Here is a 17,050-nt window from a genome sequence, read left to right as displayed (position 1 = left end):
AAATTGATAAAGCTATTTTCTGATAAAAAGCATGCCATCTATACTTTTTATTATTTCGTACAGGCAAGAGTGTAAATATGCTATTGAGGGGCTTGTCTTTGAGTAGAATTCATTTCATGTCTGACTTGGCTAATTCGCTCATAAATGACCTTGCGCATTCGGTTTACGACACCAAGTGGTTTATGCTCAGGTAAAGCATGCCACGGTATGAAAGAAAGGTTTTCACAAAACTTATTCTGATCAGGTGTATCAAAAACCTGTTTGGGAATGCGAATAGTCGCCACCTGATAAAAAGGGGCTTGGGTTTCTTCCCACTCAGTCATGGAATCTTCAACTAACATTGTATTTGATGTTCGGGGCTGCACTAGAAATTCCATACAAGCGCTATCCTTTTGTAGGCTATTTCGAAGTGCTTCGCGCAGATAATCATGGCTGGGATGGTTTGGAATAGGATCTTTAATCGGTGAGCAAGCTCGGGCTGAATATTTGACTGCCTGACGATTAGAACCTAATCCCAACTGATAGGGCACCATTGACCAATAGCGTGTTTGTAGAGGATTTGAAATTTTGGTTCTAAGGTTTAAAGCAATTAAAGTTCCTTTAGATCCTAGAGCAAAAGGAATATGAAGTTTTCTAAAAAAGTTTTCGCTGTTTATATCCTGCATTAGTGCCATATAGCGGTTTGGATCATTGGCAAAAAAGATTGGATAATTAATCATAATAAAGTCTTGTGTAGAGTCTTCATCTTCTAAAAGTTTTTTTCCAGGTACATTTAAAAGTTTTATTGCCATGCCTCGAGCATCGGCTTGAATGTCTGCTTGAGTCGCATCACGAGAACCATTAGAGAAGCGAATCCATGCCGGATAGGTTTTACCAGGAATAAAAACTCCTCGCGCTAAATTTTTAGGAAGTGTTTCACTCACCTGAAACTCTGCCCGTACACAGCCATGTGCTTTGGGATGTGCATCGCGTAGAGCAGTACCTCCGGAATATTGTTTGCGAATAGATTTTTCAATCACATCTGAGATTTCTTCGGCTATCACGGCTTCATTTGGATAAAGGTGTTCATTCAAATCTGGATCAATACTGGGATAAGCCATCTTGTTAGGAGAGTTAGGCTTTGTGAGAGAGGGATTATTATGCACGGCCGTACAAGCACTGATTAGGATGGCCACAGGTGCTACAGTAAACAGCAGACTCAAGGGTATTGACCGCATGAAATGAATCATTAGGTTTCTCCATGTTTTGGCATCAGCAGCATAATGAACTTTTTTTACGCGGATAAGATGAAATTCCTTGAGTTTATTTAATACACAAAATAATGATAATAACTGTATTTTTTTGATTCATCGGATCTTATAGCACCGATCTAAAGTTAACCTAAGATTAACTTTGCAGATATAGTTATGGCTATCTTGCGAAGCAGTCTGCTCAAGTCCTGAAATTAAACAACAAGCTATTGATTATGCGGTTTCAGACTCATCCGACTCTTTATTTGCAATTGCGCGCAGACATACGCATATGAAAGGCTCGAAGCATCGTTTAGCTTATCTGCTACACAAAAAGAAGTTAATACGATCTGTTCGAACATAGTGAAGCTTACTACAATCGAATCAGAAAGCATTCTGCCAATGACGGGTTAAGTCCTGAAAACTTTGAATAGAAATATTTTAAGAATCTAGAGGGGCAGTCGTCCACAATCCAGTTTCCTAGGATCAGAGATTGCTTGTAGTTCAAACGAGTTCATTAGAACATGGTCTGTGCTCAGCACTTTTTCGATTATACGTATAACGTAAAGGCATAATATCAAAACAATTCAAGGAAGAATTATGAAGAATTTTATTAAACTGTTTGTTGCCCTTGCTCTTATTCAGCCAAGCTTAGTATTTGCTGATGCCCTTGATATTTCAGCAGTCATGACGCCTAAAGAGCAAATCAAAATGGACTTTAAAGATGGGACAGGACATTTTGTGCTCATGGTTAAGCGAGAAGGGCAAGCTGTTGGTAAAGGTCTTTTTGCTGGTGCTTCGGTCACTGAATTTGGCAGACACGATATCATTCCTGGTGTGAGCGGAGATCCTAGCGGTTACCTGATCTTAAGTCAGGGAGAAGCGAATATTGCCTACATCAAGTGGACAGTGCGGGCTATTTTTTTACCAGATAAAGATGGTAAACCACAGCTTAATGACAATGGCTTTTGGGAAGTTGTTAGTGGTATTGGCATATTTAAAGGTTTGAAGGGGGCTGGCACACTGCACATTAAACCAGCCAGTTCTCCAACAGCCAGAACTTTTATATTAGAAGGTGAAACTTCTTTGCCTAGGTCATAGGTATGAGTCAAAGAATAGATGAATTTTCCCAACTTCATCAGTTGATTCAGCTGCCCAGTGCATCTCGATCAACTGATATGACTTCTACAAGGGAATTTCATCATTCAAAGCCCGCCCGCTATTTATTAACTAGGACTAATCAAAAGCGTAGAATAATGGTTGCGGAATAGATGTGAAACGCGACGATTCACATCAAAGTCGTTGCAGGCAGCTTGAGACTGAGTTAAGGATTGATCACAGATTTCTTGCAAGACTGACATCGTTTAAGTTCTTTATCCGACATAGACAGCAACATATCAAACCGTCCGCTTCGATCATCGCAAAAGCGAATATTCTAAAAGCGGACATTTTTACTTTGGAGTTACACACTGTTGTTATTCCTAAGTAGAAATGTCCTACCTTAAAACCAAATAGAAATGTCCTATACAGATATTTCCAAGTCAAGCACAGGATTCAGATTTCGTTGTTGAACTGCAGTTTTCTGTGCACGTCTGCTTGGCATCTTTTGAGAACGATTCCGCTTGTTTTGTTGTTCCAATAGTTCATGCTGTTGCTGAATATGATTGAGAACAGCACCTAATCGTTTATTCTCAACAATCTCTCGTTGGTTGAGCTGGCTTAATCTATCAAAGATGCTGTAACTGATTTTTCTACCTTGGTATTCAATTGCGAAGGTACCATCTGGGTATTCTAGAAACTCAATATACTTGCCAAGAAGCCTATGGTTTTCTTTAGTATTTTCAATAATGTACATACACTTATCATAAGTAATCGTCAGGCTATTACTGACTCTACGTGGTTCACGCCAAGTAAAAATATCATCTAATTCATCAGCAGTTTCAGTGACAGTCCGATGTAAGTCTTTGGGATTAAAGGCCATCTTTGCAAATTTATGGTTAAATTGCTCAATAAAGCAGGGCAGCCATGAATTGGCTTGCTCAATCGAACAAATGCCTTCCAGCCGCATTTCTTTAATCAGACGATCCTGAAGTGTTCTATTCGCTCGTTCCACACGGCCTTTGGCCTGTGGTGAATTTGCGAAGATGATATCGATATTGAGGGTACTGAGTACGCGTCCAAACTGGGTAATCTTGGTGTCTTTCTTGCTGCTTTGATTCACCCTAAAGACAGAATGTTTATCGCTGTAGAACGCTAAGGGCTTACCGTGCTGTTCGACATATAAACGTGTTGAAATCATATAGTCAAAGGCTGATTCCGACTCACAGAAGCGTAAATGCTGCAATTTTCCTGTCGCATCATCGATATAAACCAGTAAACAGCATTTAGGGGCTCTTCCTTCAAACCAGTCATGATGTGAGCCATCAATTTGGATCAGTTCACCATAACAGTCCCGGTTATAACGAGGCTGATACGGGCGTTTAAGTCGCTTGGCACGAGGAATCCATAAATCGGCTGAAATCATCCATGAACGCAGGGTTTCCACTGAGATATCGAATCCATGAACGCTGGTCAGCTTTTCATGCGCTAAAGTTGGCCCGAAACCATGGAATTGCTCAGCGATAATATTGAGGCATTTGAGTCTAAGTTCTTTAGGAAGTCTGGAATTACTGGTTTGACCACGTGCCGCATGTGCTAAAGCAGCTGGCCCTTGAGCCTTGTATTTTTTCAGTAAGCGTCTGATCTGACGTTCTGAAATATGAAGTAGTTGAGCAGCTTGAGACTGAGTTATGCGTTGATCACAGATTTCTTGCAAGACTGACAATCGTTTAAGTTCTTTATCCGACATAGACACCAACATATCAAACCGTCCGCTTCGATAATCGCAAAAGTGCATATTCTAAAAGCGGACATTTTTACTTTGGAGAAACCGGACATTTCTATTTGGGGCTTACATTTTTATTTCGTATAAGAGATTTTATGTTAAATAAGATATGTATGACATGTCTAAAATATTAGAGTAATTTCTTTTTCATTTTTGTAGGAAAATTTATGGAAAGTTGGATTATTCCCTTATTAGGTGGGCTTGGTATAGGAACAGCCATAACAGCAATAATTACTAAAATATTAGACCAATTAATAACGAGGAAAAATGCAAAGCAGACTCTTAAATATAAGGAAAAAAGAGAGGCGTATTTAGGTCTTCTGGATGCTTTACATAAAGCAGCTGTAGAGCCAAGTGATGCAAATTCAAAATCTTTCGCAATGTGGCAGTTTAAAGTTGATTTATATGGAACACCTGAAATATCTGAAGCTGTGCAAGGCTTCAGAGATAGTCAACCAAATACCACTGAAAGAAATAGATTCTTTTTACAATTAAAAGAATCTATGAAAAAAGATTTAAACGAAAACATGTAATAGACATCGGTATGTCCATATTTTTTAAAGCTTAGTTAGGCATTTTGTACTGTCAGTTTTAAACCAAGTGCATGTACAACACGATTGATCGTATCAAAACGAGGAGCAGAATCATGACGGAGAGCTTTGTAGAGAGCTTCACGCCCAATACCTGCCTCTTTTGCAATTTGGGTCATACCTCTTGCTTTGGCAATTACACCAAGCGCATGAGCTAATTCCGCTGGATCATTCTCTTCAAGAACCATGTTGAGATACATCACAATGTCTTCTTCAGTTTTAAGTGACTCAGCCATATCAAAACTTGGTAAATCAGCAACTTTAACCATTTTTAATCCTCCAATGTTTTCGATAGTTTGACGGCTTTCTTGATGTCATCTTGCTGTGTAGATTTTTCGCCACCACCAAGCATCACGATCACAACGTCACCATGTTGGATGTAATACATCCGCCAACCAGCACCAAAGAACTCTCTCATCTCCCAAACACCTTCTTGGAGTGGCTTAATGTCACCCCAATTACCACGTTGAACCTTATCTAATCTGCGATTCAAACGGATTCGGGTCATATTGTCTTTAAGACCATCTAGCCATTCATCAAATTCGGGCAGACGTTTAATTTCAATCATGGGAGTTCCTTCTTATCTTACTTTATTGTATTCGATCGAATACGAAATGCAAGATTTTTATCCCAAGGGTTATCCGCAGAAATTGTGGATTCTTTCGGTCATAAAAGTCTTATAAAATATATGGGATTGCCAATTTTGTATAAATGTTAATCGATTTTATTGGCGAAAGATTCCAGAATAGAACATAAAAAAGCCAACTTGTTGCAAAGTCGGCTTTTTTACGGTTTTTGGGTTTTTTTAAATTAGTTAAGTTATTGATTTAATTGTATTTGATGTGTTGCATTTCGCATAACGACCATTATGTTAAATGAATACAAAATTGGTGGAAAAATACAGTTTCTAAATTTCGAATAAGATATTTATGTTAAACAGCTTTTATTCAGTCAGTTCAAACTCTAAATTTTCAGGTTTAATTTAATGTAAATATTTTATTAGAAATACTTTTTTCGAAAATATTCTACAAAATAAATATTTAAAAAATTAAATAAAATCATAAACTTATAGGCTTATTAAACAAAGGCTTATTTAGCTAATTACATAGCAATATTTTTAGATTTTACAACCATAATTTTTTAAGATATATATTATTTGTTGAAATATATTTAAATTTAAGATAATGATATATAAATTTTCTAGTCCATTTATGAAGTGGATAATTTTACCATTATGTTTAGTTTCACAATTTGCTTTTTCAAAAGAATTAGCAAAAATGATAGTCTATGAAAATGGTCAAACAAAAACCGTTTATTATGATAATACTTATCCGCAATGTGTTTCTTTTAAGTTTTTTATAGGAAATACAATAAGTAATTATAAAGGAGCTTATGTTGGGAATCAGTCATTAAAGAAAGCTGATGAAAACGTATCTGATAATGCCTTAGATATTATTAATATAGTCATGAAAAAGAATTTACCTTTACCATATTCGTATTCAGATCTTCTTAAGGATGCTGGAGATATAAAAAGAATTATATTTAGCAAGCAGGAAATAAAGCATGAAGAATATATTTCAAATGCTTATAAAAAATGTGTTAAAGTGTTGATTAAAAATGGTTACATAGGTAATTCAAACAATAATTATGATCAAGAAGTTGATTATTCAAAGGGACAAGATAGAGTGGAAAAAATAAAAATAACAAAAGTTGAGCAAGTTTGTGATAGTAAAGACTTTCCAGAACTAATGCAAAGAGCGCGCATAAAAATTAGACGATTTTCAGAGTTTAGAAAACTAACAACTGAACAGTTTTTATTAAAAATTAATTATAAATATATCAATCGATTAGCTGAGGATATGTTTCAAGCTAATTTAGATGATGGAACTATAAGTGATCAATTTTTATGGGATGTATACAATATGCCAAAAAGAGGTTTGGAGGTTGGGAATTTACCTCCTAGATGTGCTATAAATCAATAAAATTTACTATAAAATCCTAAAATTAATGAATAGCCACTAATTTTATATACACCTTTTAGTTAGGCAATGGACTGCCACCACTCTCCTAGACAAATTTCGTCTATTGTTTCAGAACTACTTTTTATGGCTCTAGAGGGCTATTAATATAACCAGTCATTTTAAAATCACTTTTTAAAACCCAACCTTCTGTATCCTTACCATTCTCATCAATATACATAACATACATCCACTGCTTATTCTGGTTTTTAAAGTACTGATATGCAATAACAGAATTTTGGGGAATAATAAATAACCCATCAATTTTACATTCGTGTGAAGGTGCTGAATGGAAATAAGTTCTAAACCCTTTTCCACCTTTAACGACAAAACTATATTTAGTTCTAGGTGTGTCAGCATTGTCGTCAGCAATCTTAGCAAGTTGCATACAGGTCAAAGCAGAAGTTTTTCCTGACAATAAAAAAGTGACCCTATCAAAATAAATTTCCATGCAGATATTATTTTCATCAATTATTACTCAAGTGTTAGGTAGTGAAAGTAAGCTTAAATCATATCTAAGCTTTTTCAAATATTTTCTATTTCACTTATGGATTGTGCTTTGCTAATAAATTTTATTATAGAATTACCAAAATTAGAGTTAAAAATACATTTATCAAAAGTTGAGGTATAATTATGCAAAATGAATTGGAACACTATGAAATTTTTTCCCCTACCGATGTGCGATTAGTAAAACCTAGTTTGATGAAAAAAATACAGGAATGAAATCTTATTGCTCAAGCAAAGGCTTTTGATGCAGATGTTGTAGCATATCCAGCTCCTGAATACGACTCTTTGATGCCCATATAGCTGAAGATTAATTATTAGATAGTGACTAAATATTAGCTTAAATGCTATTATTAAAATTGTATTTTCATTGATATAAGTTTGTATAATAAATGAAATCTATAACTCTATTCTCGGTCATCAAAAAAAAACGACTATTATTTCTGATATTAGTCACATCTTTTTTTAATAGTTCATATGCTTTAGCAAATACTATAGTTTTTCAATGTACTACAAAAAATAATAAGCAGTTATTAGTTACTTTAAATAAAAATTTAATTTCGTATAAATTTGGCCGAAATTTATCAAACCCTGAAATGGCTTTAACAACAAAACAAGTAACTTATATGCCGTGGACAGGTGTTAGTTCTATGGTCAATAACAGTTTAGAAATTCAAAATGGGAATATCAAATATACGGTATTTTCTTCATATCAAAGAGATCCTAATAACCTTAATTCACAATCAGGTATTGTCGTTAGTAAAGGTGATCAAGAGTTAGCAACTGTTTACTGTAAAGAATCGTCAAAAGGATACGTTAATAATCTTGATGATTCAGGCTTACTATCGCAATTTAAAAAAGATTAGATGAATGTAATGGTCTAATAAAATCAGATAGTGAATAGCCACTGATTTTGTAGAAACTTTAAAGTTTTTCTAAAATTAACATAATACACCTTATACGAAATCAAATTGTTTTCTTATTTTTTCAGTATCTTATGTTTTTTACATTAGCCCGATTCCCACCAATCGGGCTTTTTACATGAATCGTAACGTTCCATGCCTAATATTTAATCAGTGTTCCACGATTTTGATTAGTTGCCGTGAACAATCCCGCTACCCATACAGCTCGAAAACTCGGCTCTAGAAGCCCCTTGGCTCAGGCTCTATTCAACTTGTTCTGGTACAGGGTAGTGCTTCGATTTTTCGGGTATCGTAACCTCTGTGGTGCTTGTTATTGGTGCAGGTTCCAGATCGGTTGGTGGGACAGAATCTTGACAGGTAAACGTAGTCATATGGGATTTTGGGGCTTAAAAATGTTTGGCGACCACGATGATTTCACACAAAGGCTTATACCTAAATGCTATTGTTCACTACAAACAGTGTTTAGATCATGACTTAAAATGATAAATGTTCGTTAATCTATATTTAAAACTATCAAATGAACAGGCATCGCACTTGCATTGCCTGTTCAGTATTTTATTTAAGGACGTAGCAAGACTTTCCCTTGTTTACCTGAACTCAGACTACGTTTCACCGCTTGCTTAATTTCGGCAAAAGGGAAAATTGCTTCAACAGGCAGTTTTAATTCTTGGCTGACAAGGCGCTGCATAAGCTCGGTAATCAGGCGCTTTTTATCGGCCATACTCATGTTTTGGCTGACTTTGCTGCCCCAAAAACCTTTTACGGTGGCTTGTTTGAAAATCAAATCTCCCGAAGCAATTTGCATTGGCTCGCCAAGCTGAGTACCAAAGGAAACCAATGTGCCATTTTCACCAAGCAGGCTGAGTAAGTCTGCACTGGCTTGCCCGCCAATCGAGTCCACCGCAGCACGAATCGGTGCGCCCGCCACAATTTGCTCAACTTGCTGTTGCCAGCCATTTTGTGCAGTCGAAACCACATGCTGAATGCCCAAAGACTGTAACTCGGCGACTGCTTCATTGCGACGCACAAGGTTAATGCTATGCACGCCACGCGACTGAGCCAGCATGGCCAGTGTTTTGCCGACCGTACCATTCGCAGTATTCTGGATAATCCAGTCGCCCGCATTGACCTGTAAAAATTCCAGTAACATCAGGGCACTGAGCGGCATGGCAATCAACTGCGCTGCAACTTCATCGGGAATTGCATCGGGCAGTGGAATTACCATACGGCTTGGGGCAATAAAATATTCGGCCCATGTGCCATGTACCGAAGCCACCGCAACCCGTTGACCCACCTGTAAATGTTCAACTTCTGCACCAATCGCATCAATGATCCCGACCGCTTCACTGCCACCAATCGCAGGGAAACTTGGTTTATAACCATAGCGTCCACGTACCGTCCACAAATCATGATGATGAATCGGCGCAAGCAGGGTGCGAATCCGTACCTGATCAGGCTGCAACTCAGGCACAGGCTGATCGGCTAAATGCAGTACGTCTTCAGGTTCGCCAAAGCGCTCATGAATTAAACTTTGCATGAAAATTACTCCTGAGTTGGGTTCAGCATATTCTGTAATTGCTGATACGCTGCCGCATAAGGCGCGCGTAAACGTAAATTGGATTCACCTTGCGGGCTTTGCACCACAATCGGTTTGGCATGACTAAAACGTCTGAAACCGTGTACGCCGTGATAAGCTCCAATTCCCGATGCACCCACACCACCAAACGGCAAGGTTTCAATCACCACATGCGTCATCACGTCATTCACCACCAGCGCACCCGAGGTGGTTCGTTCAGCAAAATACTGTTGTGCTGCGGCATCTTCCGAGAAGTAATAGGCCGCCAATGGGCGTGGATGCGCATTGATATAGTCAATGGCTTGCCGTTCGTGCTGATAGGTCTTGATCGGTAGGATTGGGCCAAAAATTTCTTCCTGCATCACCAGCATGTCATCGCTGACATTCAGCACCAAGGTCGGCACAATTTTACGGCTGGCATCATCATGGGTTGCATCTTGAGTATGCGCAGTCAGCGGAATCAAGGTTGCCCCTTTGGCTTGGGCGTCCTCTAATACATGCAATAAACGCTGATAATGGCGCGGATTAATTATCGCGGTGTAATCAGGATTGTCTTGGAAATGGTTGAAGCTCTCTGCCATAAATTGCTGGGCAAATGCCACAAAATCCTGCTGTTGCTGTTCAGGCAACAACACATAATCAGGTGAAATACAGATTTGCCCGGCATTGAAAGTTTTCACCGTCAAAATGCGTTGCACAGCTTGTTCAAGTTTGGCATCAGGTGCAATTACCACAGGCGACTTGCCGCCAAGTTCCAGCGTCACAGGCACCAGATTTTCTGCGGCAGCACGCATTACATGCCGTCCAACCTGCGTGCTACCTGTAAACACCAAATGATCAAAAGGTAAGGCGCTAAATGCTGCGCCCATCTCGGCATCACCCGTGACTACACCTAGTTCTAGTGCATCGAAATATTGCGGAACCAGTTCTGCCAACAGTGCTGCGGTTTTCGGCGTCAGTTCAGAGGGTTTGATTAAGGCACGGTTGCCTGCGGCAAACACACCTGCTAGTGGGCTAAAGGCAAGATTCAGTGGGAAATTCCACGGGCTAATAATCCCAACTACACCCAGTGGTTGTTGATGAATTTCGGTACGCATCTCAGCATACGGCGCAGCCACAATTTCAGGTTGCATCCACACAGCCAGTTGCTCTTGAGCATAACTCAGTGCGCCCACCGATGCCAAAATGTCTGACACTAAACTTTGATAAGCACTGCGATGCCCAAAATCTGCCGAAATTGCAGAAATCAGCGCCTCACGATTTTCAATCAGTAGTTTTTTGGCACGTTCCAAACGGTCATGGCGTAGTTCCAGACTGGCAGGCGCAGCTTGAGCATGCGCTTGGCGCATATCCGCCAAGCGTTGCTGTAAAGTTGTAATATCCATCGGAAATGCTTAAGTCGCTGGGTTCAGCAAAACGAGAAGCTGTTCTGCGACAGCTTCCGAGCTGGCAGGGTTTTGCCCTGTCACCAAATGCCCTTCGGTGACAATGAAAGACTGCCAGTCTGCACCTTTTTGATAATGTGCGCCTTGTGCTGTAAATTCATCTTCAATTAAAAATGGCACAATGTCAGTCAGCCCAACGGCAGCTTCTTCACTGTTGGAAAAGCCTGTCACTGTTTTCCCAGCCACAAAAGACGCGCCTGCTGCTGCTTTGACATGTTTGAGTACCGCAGGGGCATGGCAGACCAAGCCCATGGGTTTGCCTGCACGGTCAAAATACTCAAGTAATGCAATTGAAGCGGCATTTTCAGTCAGATCCCACAGAGGGCCATGTCCACCTGGATACATCACGGCATCAAAGCCAGTCACATCAACCTCGGCAAGGACGTGTGTATGTGCAAGCAAGTTTTTTGCTTCAGCATCTTGCTCAAAACGACGGGTTGAATCCGTCAGGAAATCAGGTTCGTTACTTTTAGGATCAAGTGGCGGTTGTCCACCTTGAGGTGAGGCTAATGTAATTTCTGCTCCCGCATCTTTAAACACATAATACGGCGCAGTAAATTCCTCTAGCCAAAAACCAGTTTTATGACCTGTGTTGCCTAAGCGGTCATGTGAAGTCAGTACCATTAAAATTTTCATCATATTCTCCAAAATGCCTTAAGCGCTCGCTTGACCGAGCATAAATTCTGTTGCCCGCAGTGCATCGTGCATCGGGTCTTTGTTTTGACTGAGTTTGCTGAGCAGGGCAGCACCGAGCCACATCTGGTACAGCACTTGTGCAGTGGCAGCAGGGTTGCTGCACAGTTGCATCGAACCTTCATCGACACCGCGTTGTAGCAATTCACTGAGGCGTGCTAAGAGGACTTGCACGCCTTGGTGCATGATCTGGCGCATATCTTCTGATAAATCAGCTACTTCAGCCGCAAGTTTGACAATCAGGCAGCTTTCGGCCCAGCCTGTATCGGGTTGTTCTGGGTCTTGAATCCATACCTGAAAATAGTTCAGCAACTGTGTGCGTGCTGACCCGTCAGGCTGGCTCCAGAGGCTAGACAAACGTTGCCCATAGTTGCTGATGTAGTGTTGCAGCAGTTCACAACCAAACACTTCTTTAGAAGCAAAGTAGTGATAGAACGAACCTTTGGGAACACCACTGGTTTTTAAAATTTCTTGCAAACCGACACCGACAAAGCCTTTGTGCAGCACCAGCTCAAAGCCTGTATCTAAAATATGCTGTCGAGTTTGTTCTGCTTTTTTGCTGAGGGTCATCGGGTTACCTGTTTTAAAATAGACCAGTCGTCTATTAATTAGATTACAGCAAATTATTTTCTTGTCAATTGGGGGGTAGGGGAACAGATATAGTTAAAAATGATGGAAATGGTTATAAATTCAAAAGCTTCAGGGAAATAAAGAAAGGAGCAGCATAAGATTTTTACAAAAGACTACAATTGTAGGTCGGATTCGTGAAGTGACACAATTTTACCACTTGAGCAATTCGTGTTTAGCTCGCAATGTACTTTGATTTTCAATCAAAGAAGGCAATAATCTAGTATATGGTTTTTAGTAAATTTTTTTAAATCAATGATATTGATCTATAATTTCAATCGTTTTTTCTCATGAAGTCGAAAATTTAACCTTCGCAACTTTAGGTCTATTTTCCCTGAAAGCTTGTATTGGTTTTGATATAATCTGTTTGGCATTTTTCTTGTATAGAGGTCTTTGTTAAACTAGATCTTTAGATTTTTCTCTCTGCACATATGTCGGCACTTTCGCATTATTTACAACAGCAACAGTTTTGTCTGGTTCTTGAACAGATCGTGTCTAAGCGTACAGAATTACCGCCGATATCGACTTTGGCAGGCTTACCCTGTGTCATGGCATTTGCGGATCGTGTGCATGCCGATGATGATCCATCCCCCATCACTTTGGCTCAGAGTGTCAGTACTGCTCAAGCCAAGCTGCTGCATTTCTCAGGTAAAGCGCGTGATGTTAAAGATGTACAGCAGTTTGTCGAGCAAGCGAAACAGCAAAATATGCATGATGTGTTATTGCTCACAGGCGATAAGCTCAAGCAGCACAATTTTGGCAAGCAAGACCCTATACAACGTACACGCTATTTAGAATCAGTCAGTGCTTTAATGTGGGTCAAAGCCCATGCACCTGATATGTATTGTGGTGTGGCGTTCAATCCATTTAAATATACTGAAAGTGAAGAACAAGCCCAGTATCTCAAATTTGAAAAAAAGCAGCGTGCAGGCGCAGATTTTGTGATTACCCAGTTAGGTTATGATCTCAATAAAATTTTGAAATTTAAACAGTTTGTGGATGCAAGTACGCAGCCTTGCCCTGTGTTGGCATGTGTGATGCCATTGACCTATCGCCGTGCCAAATTTATGGTCAAGCAACAGGTGGCAGGCATTGAAATTAGCCCCCATTTATTGCAACACCTGAAAGTTGAACAGCAGCAAAATGCAGCATGGGCAGAGCAGCGCGTTTATGCACGTGCAGCATTGCAAATCTGGATTTATCGACACTGGGGATTGGCAGGCATTCATGTGTCAGGTTGTCAAAACTCAGAGCAGCAGACTTTGCTGGAACAGGCTTTGGCTCAGTATCAAACATGGAGCGTTGAGCAGTGTCTGGCGGAGTGGAATCGTCTGTGCAAGGTTGTACGGGGTGATGAAATGCAGCCCGATTTATTGATGGCTTATCCGCAACAGCAACCTTCGGTGTTGAAATATAAGGTTTTACAAGTTACTCATGACTGGTTATTTGACAGTGTACTGGCGCAAAAAATTGGACGTTTTGTGTTTCAACTGGGGTTTTGGCAACAGGGCTTGGCAGCTAAAGGTATTTTGGCAGTAGAATATGCCAGTAAGCATACGGTGGTCGGTTGTGAAAGCTGTGGACAGTGTCGTTTGGCAGAAACACTGTATATTTGCCCTGAAACCTGCCCGAAAGGTTTAGCCAATGGGCCGTGTGGTGGAACCCATCTTGATCGCTGCGAATTTGCTGATCGGGAATGTATCCATAGTCAAAAATACCGTTTAGCCAAGCAGGTCAGGCAGCAGGACATTTTGCGTTACGAACTGATTCCTGCCGTACCTATAGAAATTCGTCAGACAAGCTCATGGGTGAACTGGTTTAATTCAAAAAGTCATTGATTTTTAATTTATTATTTTTAAAAATTCAAGTCAGGATTGTTTGTAAAAAATGACTGTAAGCGAATGTAAAAAAAACGAATTATGGTATTTTTTAACAAGGTATTTGCTGGCAACATCGCACATAATGAAAAAAATGGGCTAAAAAACGGATAAAACATTGGATATTGCAGTCATTGGTAGTGGCATGGCTGGGCTTGCTACTGCAAGAATTCTCAAAGATGCAGGACATAATATTACCGTATTTGAATCGTTGCCCGGACGAGGCATGGACAGTCATACGGTCGAGTTTGATGGTGGCATTATTGATGCGCCATTGCGTGTCATGAATCCGTATCTCTGGAAAAACACCTTAAGTCTTGCAACTTATTTAGGCATTAAAACCTTTCCAGTACGTACCTACATGGCATGTAGCTGGTTATTTGAAGATAAAACTGAAACGTGGCTAACGACTTCACGCGCACCGATTGGGAATTTCCCGATCATCAATAACCGTAAAGGCTTACAACAATACGGTGTGCGTTTGGTCAAAGGCATGCTTCAGCTGAAAACTGCAATTCACCGTTTCTTTAAATCGAAAAATCAGAATATTACCCTGACTGAATTTATTAATAAAAACGACATCGAAGAAGTATTCTGGCATGGTGCGGTCATGCCTGTGCTGTATACCATTTGTACCTGTAATCCGAAAACCATTGGTGAATGGCCAGCGAAACCGTTATTGGTATTTTTGAGCCAGTTGACCAGTGGTGTTGAATTGTTGCGTTTGCAAGGCGGGACACCTGCTTTTGTAGGCAAGCTGATTGAAGGTATTACCATTCATAGCGGTGCTGCGGTAACGAAAGTTGAGCTGAAAGACGATAAAGTTTTGGTTGAAAATCAGGCAGGTACACAGCAGTTATTTGATCGTGTGATTGTGGCAACTCCAACCAATAAAATTGAAGATTTCCTCAATCCAGAACAGTTTGCTGAAGACTTGCAGCTTTTAAAACAGTTCCGTTTTGAAGAAGGTGATCTGGTCATTCATACCGATGCAACTGTGATGCCACCACGTCGTAAGGACTGGGCAGTACTCAGCTACATGATGGATCGACACTTTACCCGTCAGCAATTTACAGTTTGGATGAACGCGATTGAGCCAACTTTGGTTGGAAAGAATCCTGTATTCCAAACATGGCGTCCTGTTACACCAATTGACCCGAAAAAAATCATTTCTACCGTGAAACTGACTCGCGCAGTGGTAAATTCTCAAACTGTAGAGCTTAGCCAAGAATTACAGCGCCGCCAAAAAGTGTCAGATCGTAAAGTTTACTTCTGTGGTTCATGGTCATGTGATGGTTTGCCAATTTTGGAGTCTGCGGTGACTTCTGCGATGCAGATTGCCAAGAATCTAGGTGCGCCAATTCCATTTGTAGGATTAAAACCAAAACCAGAAGTTGCCCCAGAATTGGGTTACTAATTTGCAACTTCTGCAACGTCTACGCCAGAAACTTCCCCAGCATAAATATGCGATTAATACACAAATGTTGGGGGACTCTGCCACACTGGCGTGGAGTAATTTGGGCTTGTGGTCTGCACCAGCCCAAACTTATGTGCAGGCATGTGAACAGCTTGCCGAGCATCTCGCACAAAGTATTCAACTCACCGCACAAGATCATCTGCTTGATTTAGGCTGTGGGCATGGCGCAAGCTTGCAATACTGGGCACAACATTATGCTGTGCAGCATATTGAAGCAGTGGAAATACAAACTGCCTGTATTGAAAAAATTCAGCAACAAGCTTTGGCGTGTGTGCATGCCGCGCATCAGCGCTCTTTTATGAATTTAAATGCTGAATGTTTTGAGCAGAAATTTGATGCAATGGTTTGTCTGGATGCGCTGTATCATTATGATTTAAAAAAATTCATTGCGCAGATTCCAGTACTTTTACAATCCAAAGGGCGAATTGGTTTTCATTATTTGTTATTCAATGACAACTGGTCAAAAGCCAGTTTCCTGAGTAAACAGCGTGATCAGTACCTGCTAAAACTTGCCGATGTGCAACTCCAACATCTAATGTACCAAACGGAACTTGAACAAGTGTTGACACTGCATGGCTTTGAGCAAATTCAAATACAGATTTTGTCTGAACCTGTATTGAGTGGTTTTGCTCAGTACGTGCAACAGGAACTTCAGTTACATGGTTTTCAGCATGACCTGAATGCTTTAAAAATTCAAATGACAGCCAAATTGTGTCAGCAATTATTTCAGGAGCGGCGTATTGACTATGTACAGGTTACCGCAACCTTGGCTTAATGATGTGTGAGGATGATGCTATTCGCTAGTCATCATTTTACGGGATACACTGCGCGATTAAAAACAGTACTGTAGCTGCCATTACAATAAAAGCCATCTAGCCAAGAGCAAAAGCAAAGCTTCTACAACTCTCAGTGGAATTCCACTAAAATTTGGTTTTCAAGCAACAATAATGCAAAGTGCCAACATAAATTTTTGAGGCAATATCACCGTGATTGGATTTGATCAATTGGGTGGAATGTTAAATGCTTCCAGCCGAATCACAACTTAACAACTGATTTTAATTGCATAAAAAAAGCCCCAAGTACAAACTTGAGGCTTTTAGAATTTGATGGTGCCGACACACGGATTCGAACTGTGGACCTACTGATTACAAGTCAGTTGCTCTACCAACTGAGCTATGTCGGCAACGTGGCGAGAATTTTACTGGAT

At 40.1% G+C, this 17,050-nt stretch carries 16 protein-coding genes, 1 tRNA gene and 1 pseudogene; 8 read left to right on the top strand and 10 right to left on the bottom strand.

What is annotated here, in order from left to right:
* Positions 1-80: 80 nt before the first annotated feature.
* Positions 81-1,229, bottom strand: a complete 1,149-nt coding sequence (locus E0H77_RS09600) for a catalase family protein (RefSeq protein ID WP_131377451.1) — start codon at positions 1,227-1,229, stop codon at positions 81-83.
* Between the two features lie 315 nt (positions 1,230-1,544).
* Here E0H77_RS09600 and E0H77_RS13910 point away from each other — a divergent pair.
* Positions 1,545-1,663 (top strand): annotated as a pseudogene (locus tag E0H77_RS13910) (IS3 family transposase); the annotation flags it as partial.
* 166 nt (positions 1,664-1,829) lie between these two features.
* On the top strand, positions 1,830-2,330 hold the full coding sequence (locus E0H77_RS09595; protein WP_131377448.1) for a hypothetical protein: 501 nt from the start codon (positions 1,830-1,832) through the stop codon (positions 2,328-2,330).
* A 421-nt stretch (positions 2,331-2,751) separates the two neighbouring features.
* Here E0H77_RS09595 and E0H77_RS09585 read toward each other — a convergent pair whose 3' ends face one another.
* Positions 2,752-4,077 carry an ISNCY family transposase gene (locus E0H77_RS09585; RefSeq protein WP_131377445.1) on the bottom strand — a complete coding sequence of 442 codons (1,326 nt, stop codon included), beginning with the start codon at positions 4,075-4,077 and terminating at the stop codon, positions 2,752-2,754.
* Positions 4,078-4,280: 203 nt separating this feature from the next.
* Between E0H77_RS09585 and E0H77_RS09580 the strand changes: the two genes are divergently transcribed.
* Complete coding sequence (locus E0H77_RS09580) at positions 4,281-4,646, top strand: hypothetical protein (RefSeq protein WP_131377442.1); 366 nt, start codon at positions 4,281-4,283, stop codon at positions 4,644-4,646.
* 35 nt (positions 4,647-4,681) lie between these two features.
* On the opposite strand, the gene E0H77_RS09575 is transcribed toward E0H77_RS09580, so the two are convergent.
* Both E0H77_RS09575 and E0H77_RS09570 read right to left on the bottom strand, forming a co-directional pair.
* Positions 4,682-4,972: an addiction module antidote protein gene (locus tag E0H77_RS09575; protein WP_131377439.1), complete on the bottom strand. Its 291-nt coding sequence runs from the start codon at positions 4,970-4,972 to the stop codon at positions 4,682-4,684.
* A gap of 2 nt (positions 4,973-4,974) precedes the next feature.
* Entirely contained in the window at positions 4,975-5,271 is a 297-nt protein-coding gene (locus E0H77_RS09570) for a type II toxin-antitoxin system RelE/ParE family toxin (protein WP_131377436.1), read from the bottom strand.
* A 643-nt stretch (positions 5,272-5,914) separates the two neighbouring features.
* Between E0H77_RS09570 and E0H77_RS09565 the strand changes: the two genes are divergently transcribed.
* The gene (locus E0H77_RS09565) at positions 5,915-6,685 is read left to right on the top strand and encodes a hypothetical protein (protein ID WP_131377433.1); all 771 of its coding nucleotides are present in this window, start codon (positions 5,915-5,917) and stop codon (positions 6,683-6,685) included.
* Positions 6,686-6,806: 121 nt separating this feature from the next.
* Here the strand turns inward: E0H77_RS09565 and E0H77_RS09560 are convergent, their stop codons facing one another.
* A complete protein-coding gene (locus tag E0H77_RS09560) occupies positions 6,807-7,172 on the bottom strand; it encodes a hypothetical protein (protein ID WP_131377430.1) in 366 nt (121 codons plus the stop codon).
* A 445-nt stretch (positions 7,173-7,617) separates the two neighbouring features.
* Here E0H77_RS09560 and E0H77_RS09555 point away from each other — a divergent pair, with 445 nt between their 5' ends.
* Positions 7,618-8,091 carry a hypothetical protein gene (locus E0H77_RS09555; protein ID WP_131377427.1) on the top strand — a complete coding sequence of 158 codons (474 nt, stop codon included), beginning with the start codon at positions 7,618-7,620 and terminating at the stop codon, positions 8,089-8,091.
* A 616-nt stretch (positions 8,092-8,707) separates the two neighbouring features.
* Here the strand turns inward: E0H77_RS09555 and E0H77_RS09550 are convergent.
* From E0H77_RS09550 to E0H77_RS09535, 4 genes are read right to left on the bottom strand one after another with little or no spacing between them, the layout of a single operon-like run.
* Complete coding sequence (locus tag E0H77_RS09550; protein ID WP_131377424.1) at positions 8,708-9,685, bottom strand: zinc-binding dehydrogenase; 978 nt, start codon at positions 9,683-9,685, stop codon at positions 8,708-8,710.
* 5 nt (positions 9,686-9,690) lie between these two features.
* On the bottom strand, positions 9,691-11,109 hold the full coding sequence (locus E0H77_RS09545) for a coniferyl aldehyde dehydrogenase (protein ID WP_131377421.1): 1,419 nt from the start codon (positions 11,107-11,109) through the stop codon (positions 9,691-9,693).
* 9 nt (positions 11,110-11,118) lie between these two features.
* Entirely contained in the window at positions 11,119-11,805 is a 687-nt protein-coding gene (locus E0H77_RS09540) for a type 1 glutamine amidotransferase domain-containing protein (RefSeq protein WP_131377418.1), read from the bottom strand.
* An 18-nt stretch (positions 11,806-11,823) separates the two neighbouring features.
* Positions 11,824-12,432 carry a TetR/AcrR family transcriptional regulator gene (locus E0H77_RS09535; protein ID WP_131377415.1) on the bottom strand — a complete coding sequence of 203 codons (609 nt, stop codon included), beginning with the start codon at positions 12,430-12,432 and terminating at the stop codon, positions 11,824-11,826.
* A 488-nt stretch (positions 12,433-12,920) separates the two neighbouring features.
* On the opposite strand from E0H77_RS09535, the gene E0H77_RS09530 reads away from it, so the two are divergent.
* The 3 genes from E0H77_RS09530 to E0H77_RS09520 all read left to right on the top strand — a co-directional run bounded on the left by E0H77_RS09530 (position 12,921) and on the right by E0H77_RS09520 (position 16,618).
* Positions 12,921-14,327, top strand: a complete 1,407-nt coding sequence (locus E0H77_RS09530; RefSeq protein WP_131377412.1) for a methylenetetrahydrofolate reductase C-terminal domain-containing protein — start codon at positions 12,921-12,923, stop codon at positions 14,325-14,327.
* A 157-nt stretch (positions 14,328-14,484) separates the two neighbouring features.
* On the top strand, positions 14,485-15,783 hold the full coding sequence (locus E0H77_RS09525) for an FAD-dependent oxidoreductase (RefSeq protein ID WP_131377409.1): 1,299 nt from the start codon (positions 14,485-14,487) through the stop codon (positions 15,781-15,783).
* Position 15,784: 1 nt separating this feature from the next.
* A complete protein-coding gene (locus tag E0H77_RS09520; RefSeq protein WP_171478331.1) occupies positions 15,785-16,618 on the top strand; it encodes an SAM-dependent methyltransferase in 834 nt (277 codons plus the stop codon).
* A gap of 332 nt (positions 16,619-16,950) precedes the next feature.
* On the opposite strand, the gene E0H77_RS09515 is transcribed toward E0H77_RS09520, so the two are convergent.
* Positions 16,951-17,026 (bottom strand) — tRNA-Thr (locus tag E0H77_RS09515).
* Positions 17,027-17,050 lie beyond the last annotated feature (24 nt).

It is taken from the genome of Acinetobacter brisouioides, from assembly GCF_004331075.1.
Lineage (GTDB): Bacteria > Pseudomonadota > Gammaproteobacteria > Pseudomonadales > Moraxellaceae > Acinetobacter.
This window is presented reverse-complemented; position numbering and strand designations above follow the sequence as displayed.

What these genes read in the sequence shown, in the direction of transcription:
- E0H77_RS09600 (WP_131377451.1), bottom strand. Translation starts at nt 1,229, where the DNA reads ATGATTCATTTCATGCGGTCAATACCCTTGAGTCTGCTGTTTACTGTA.
- E0H77_RS09595 (WP_131377448.1), top strand. Translation starts at nt 1,830, where the DNA reads ATGAAGAATTTTATTAAACTGTTTGTTGCCCTTGCTCTTATTCAGCCA.
- E0H77_RS09585 (WP_131377445.1), bottom strand. Translation starts at nt 4,077, where the DNA reads ATGTCGGATAAAGAACTTAAACGATTGTCAGTCTTGCAAGAAATCTGT.
- E0H77_RS09580 (WP_131377442.1), top strand. Translation starts at nt 4,281, where the DNA reads ATGGAAAGTTGGATTATTCCCTTATTAGGTGGGCTTGGTATAGGAACA.
- E0H77_RS09575 (WP_131377439.1), bottom strand. Translation starts at nt 4,972, where the DNA reads ATGGTTAAAGTTGCTGATTTACCAAGTTTTGATATGGCTGAGTCACTT.
- E0H77_RS09570 (WP_131377436.1), bottom strand. Translation starts at nt 5,271, where the DNA reads ATGATTGAAATTAAACGTCTGCCCGAATTTGATGAATGGCTAGATGGT.
- E0H77_RS09565 (WP_131377433.1), top strand. Translation starts at nt 5,915, where the DNA reads ATGAAGTGGATAATTTTACCATTATGTTTAGTTTCACAATTTGCTTTT.
- E0H77_RS09560 (WP_131377430.1), bottom strand. Translation starts at nt 7,172, where the DNA reads ATGGAAATTTATTTTGATAGGGTCACTTTTTTATTGTCAGGAAAAACT.
- E0H77_RS09555 (WP_131377427.1), top strand. Translation starts at nt 7,618, where the DNA reads ATGAAATCTATAACTCTATTCTCGGTCATCAAAAAAAAACGACTATTA.
- E0H77_RS09550 (WP_131377424.1), bottom strand. Translation starts at nt 9,685, where the DNA reads ATGCAAAGTTTAATTCATGAGCGCTTTGGCGAACCTGAAGACGTACTG.
- E0H77_RS09545 (WP_131377421.1), bottom strand. Translation starts at nt 11,109, where the DNA reads ATGGATATTACAACTTTACAGCAACGCTTGGCGGATATGCGCCAAGCG.
- E0H77_RS09540 (WP_131377418.1), bottom strand. Translation starts at nt 11,805, where the DNA reads ATGAAAATTTTAATGGTACTGACTTCACATGACCGCTTAGGCAACACA.
- E0H77_RS09535 (WP_131377415.1), bottom strand. Translation starts at nt 12,432, where the DNA reads ATGACCCTCAGCAAAAAAGCAGAACAAACTCGACAGCATATTTTAGAT.
- E0H77_RS09530 (WP_131377412.1), top strand. Translation starts at nt 12,921, where the DNA reads ATGTCGGCACTTTCGCATTATTTACAACAGCAACAGTTTTGTCTGGTT.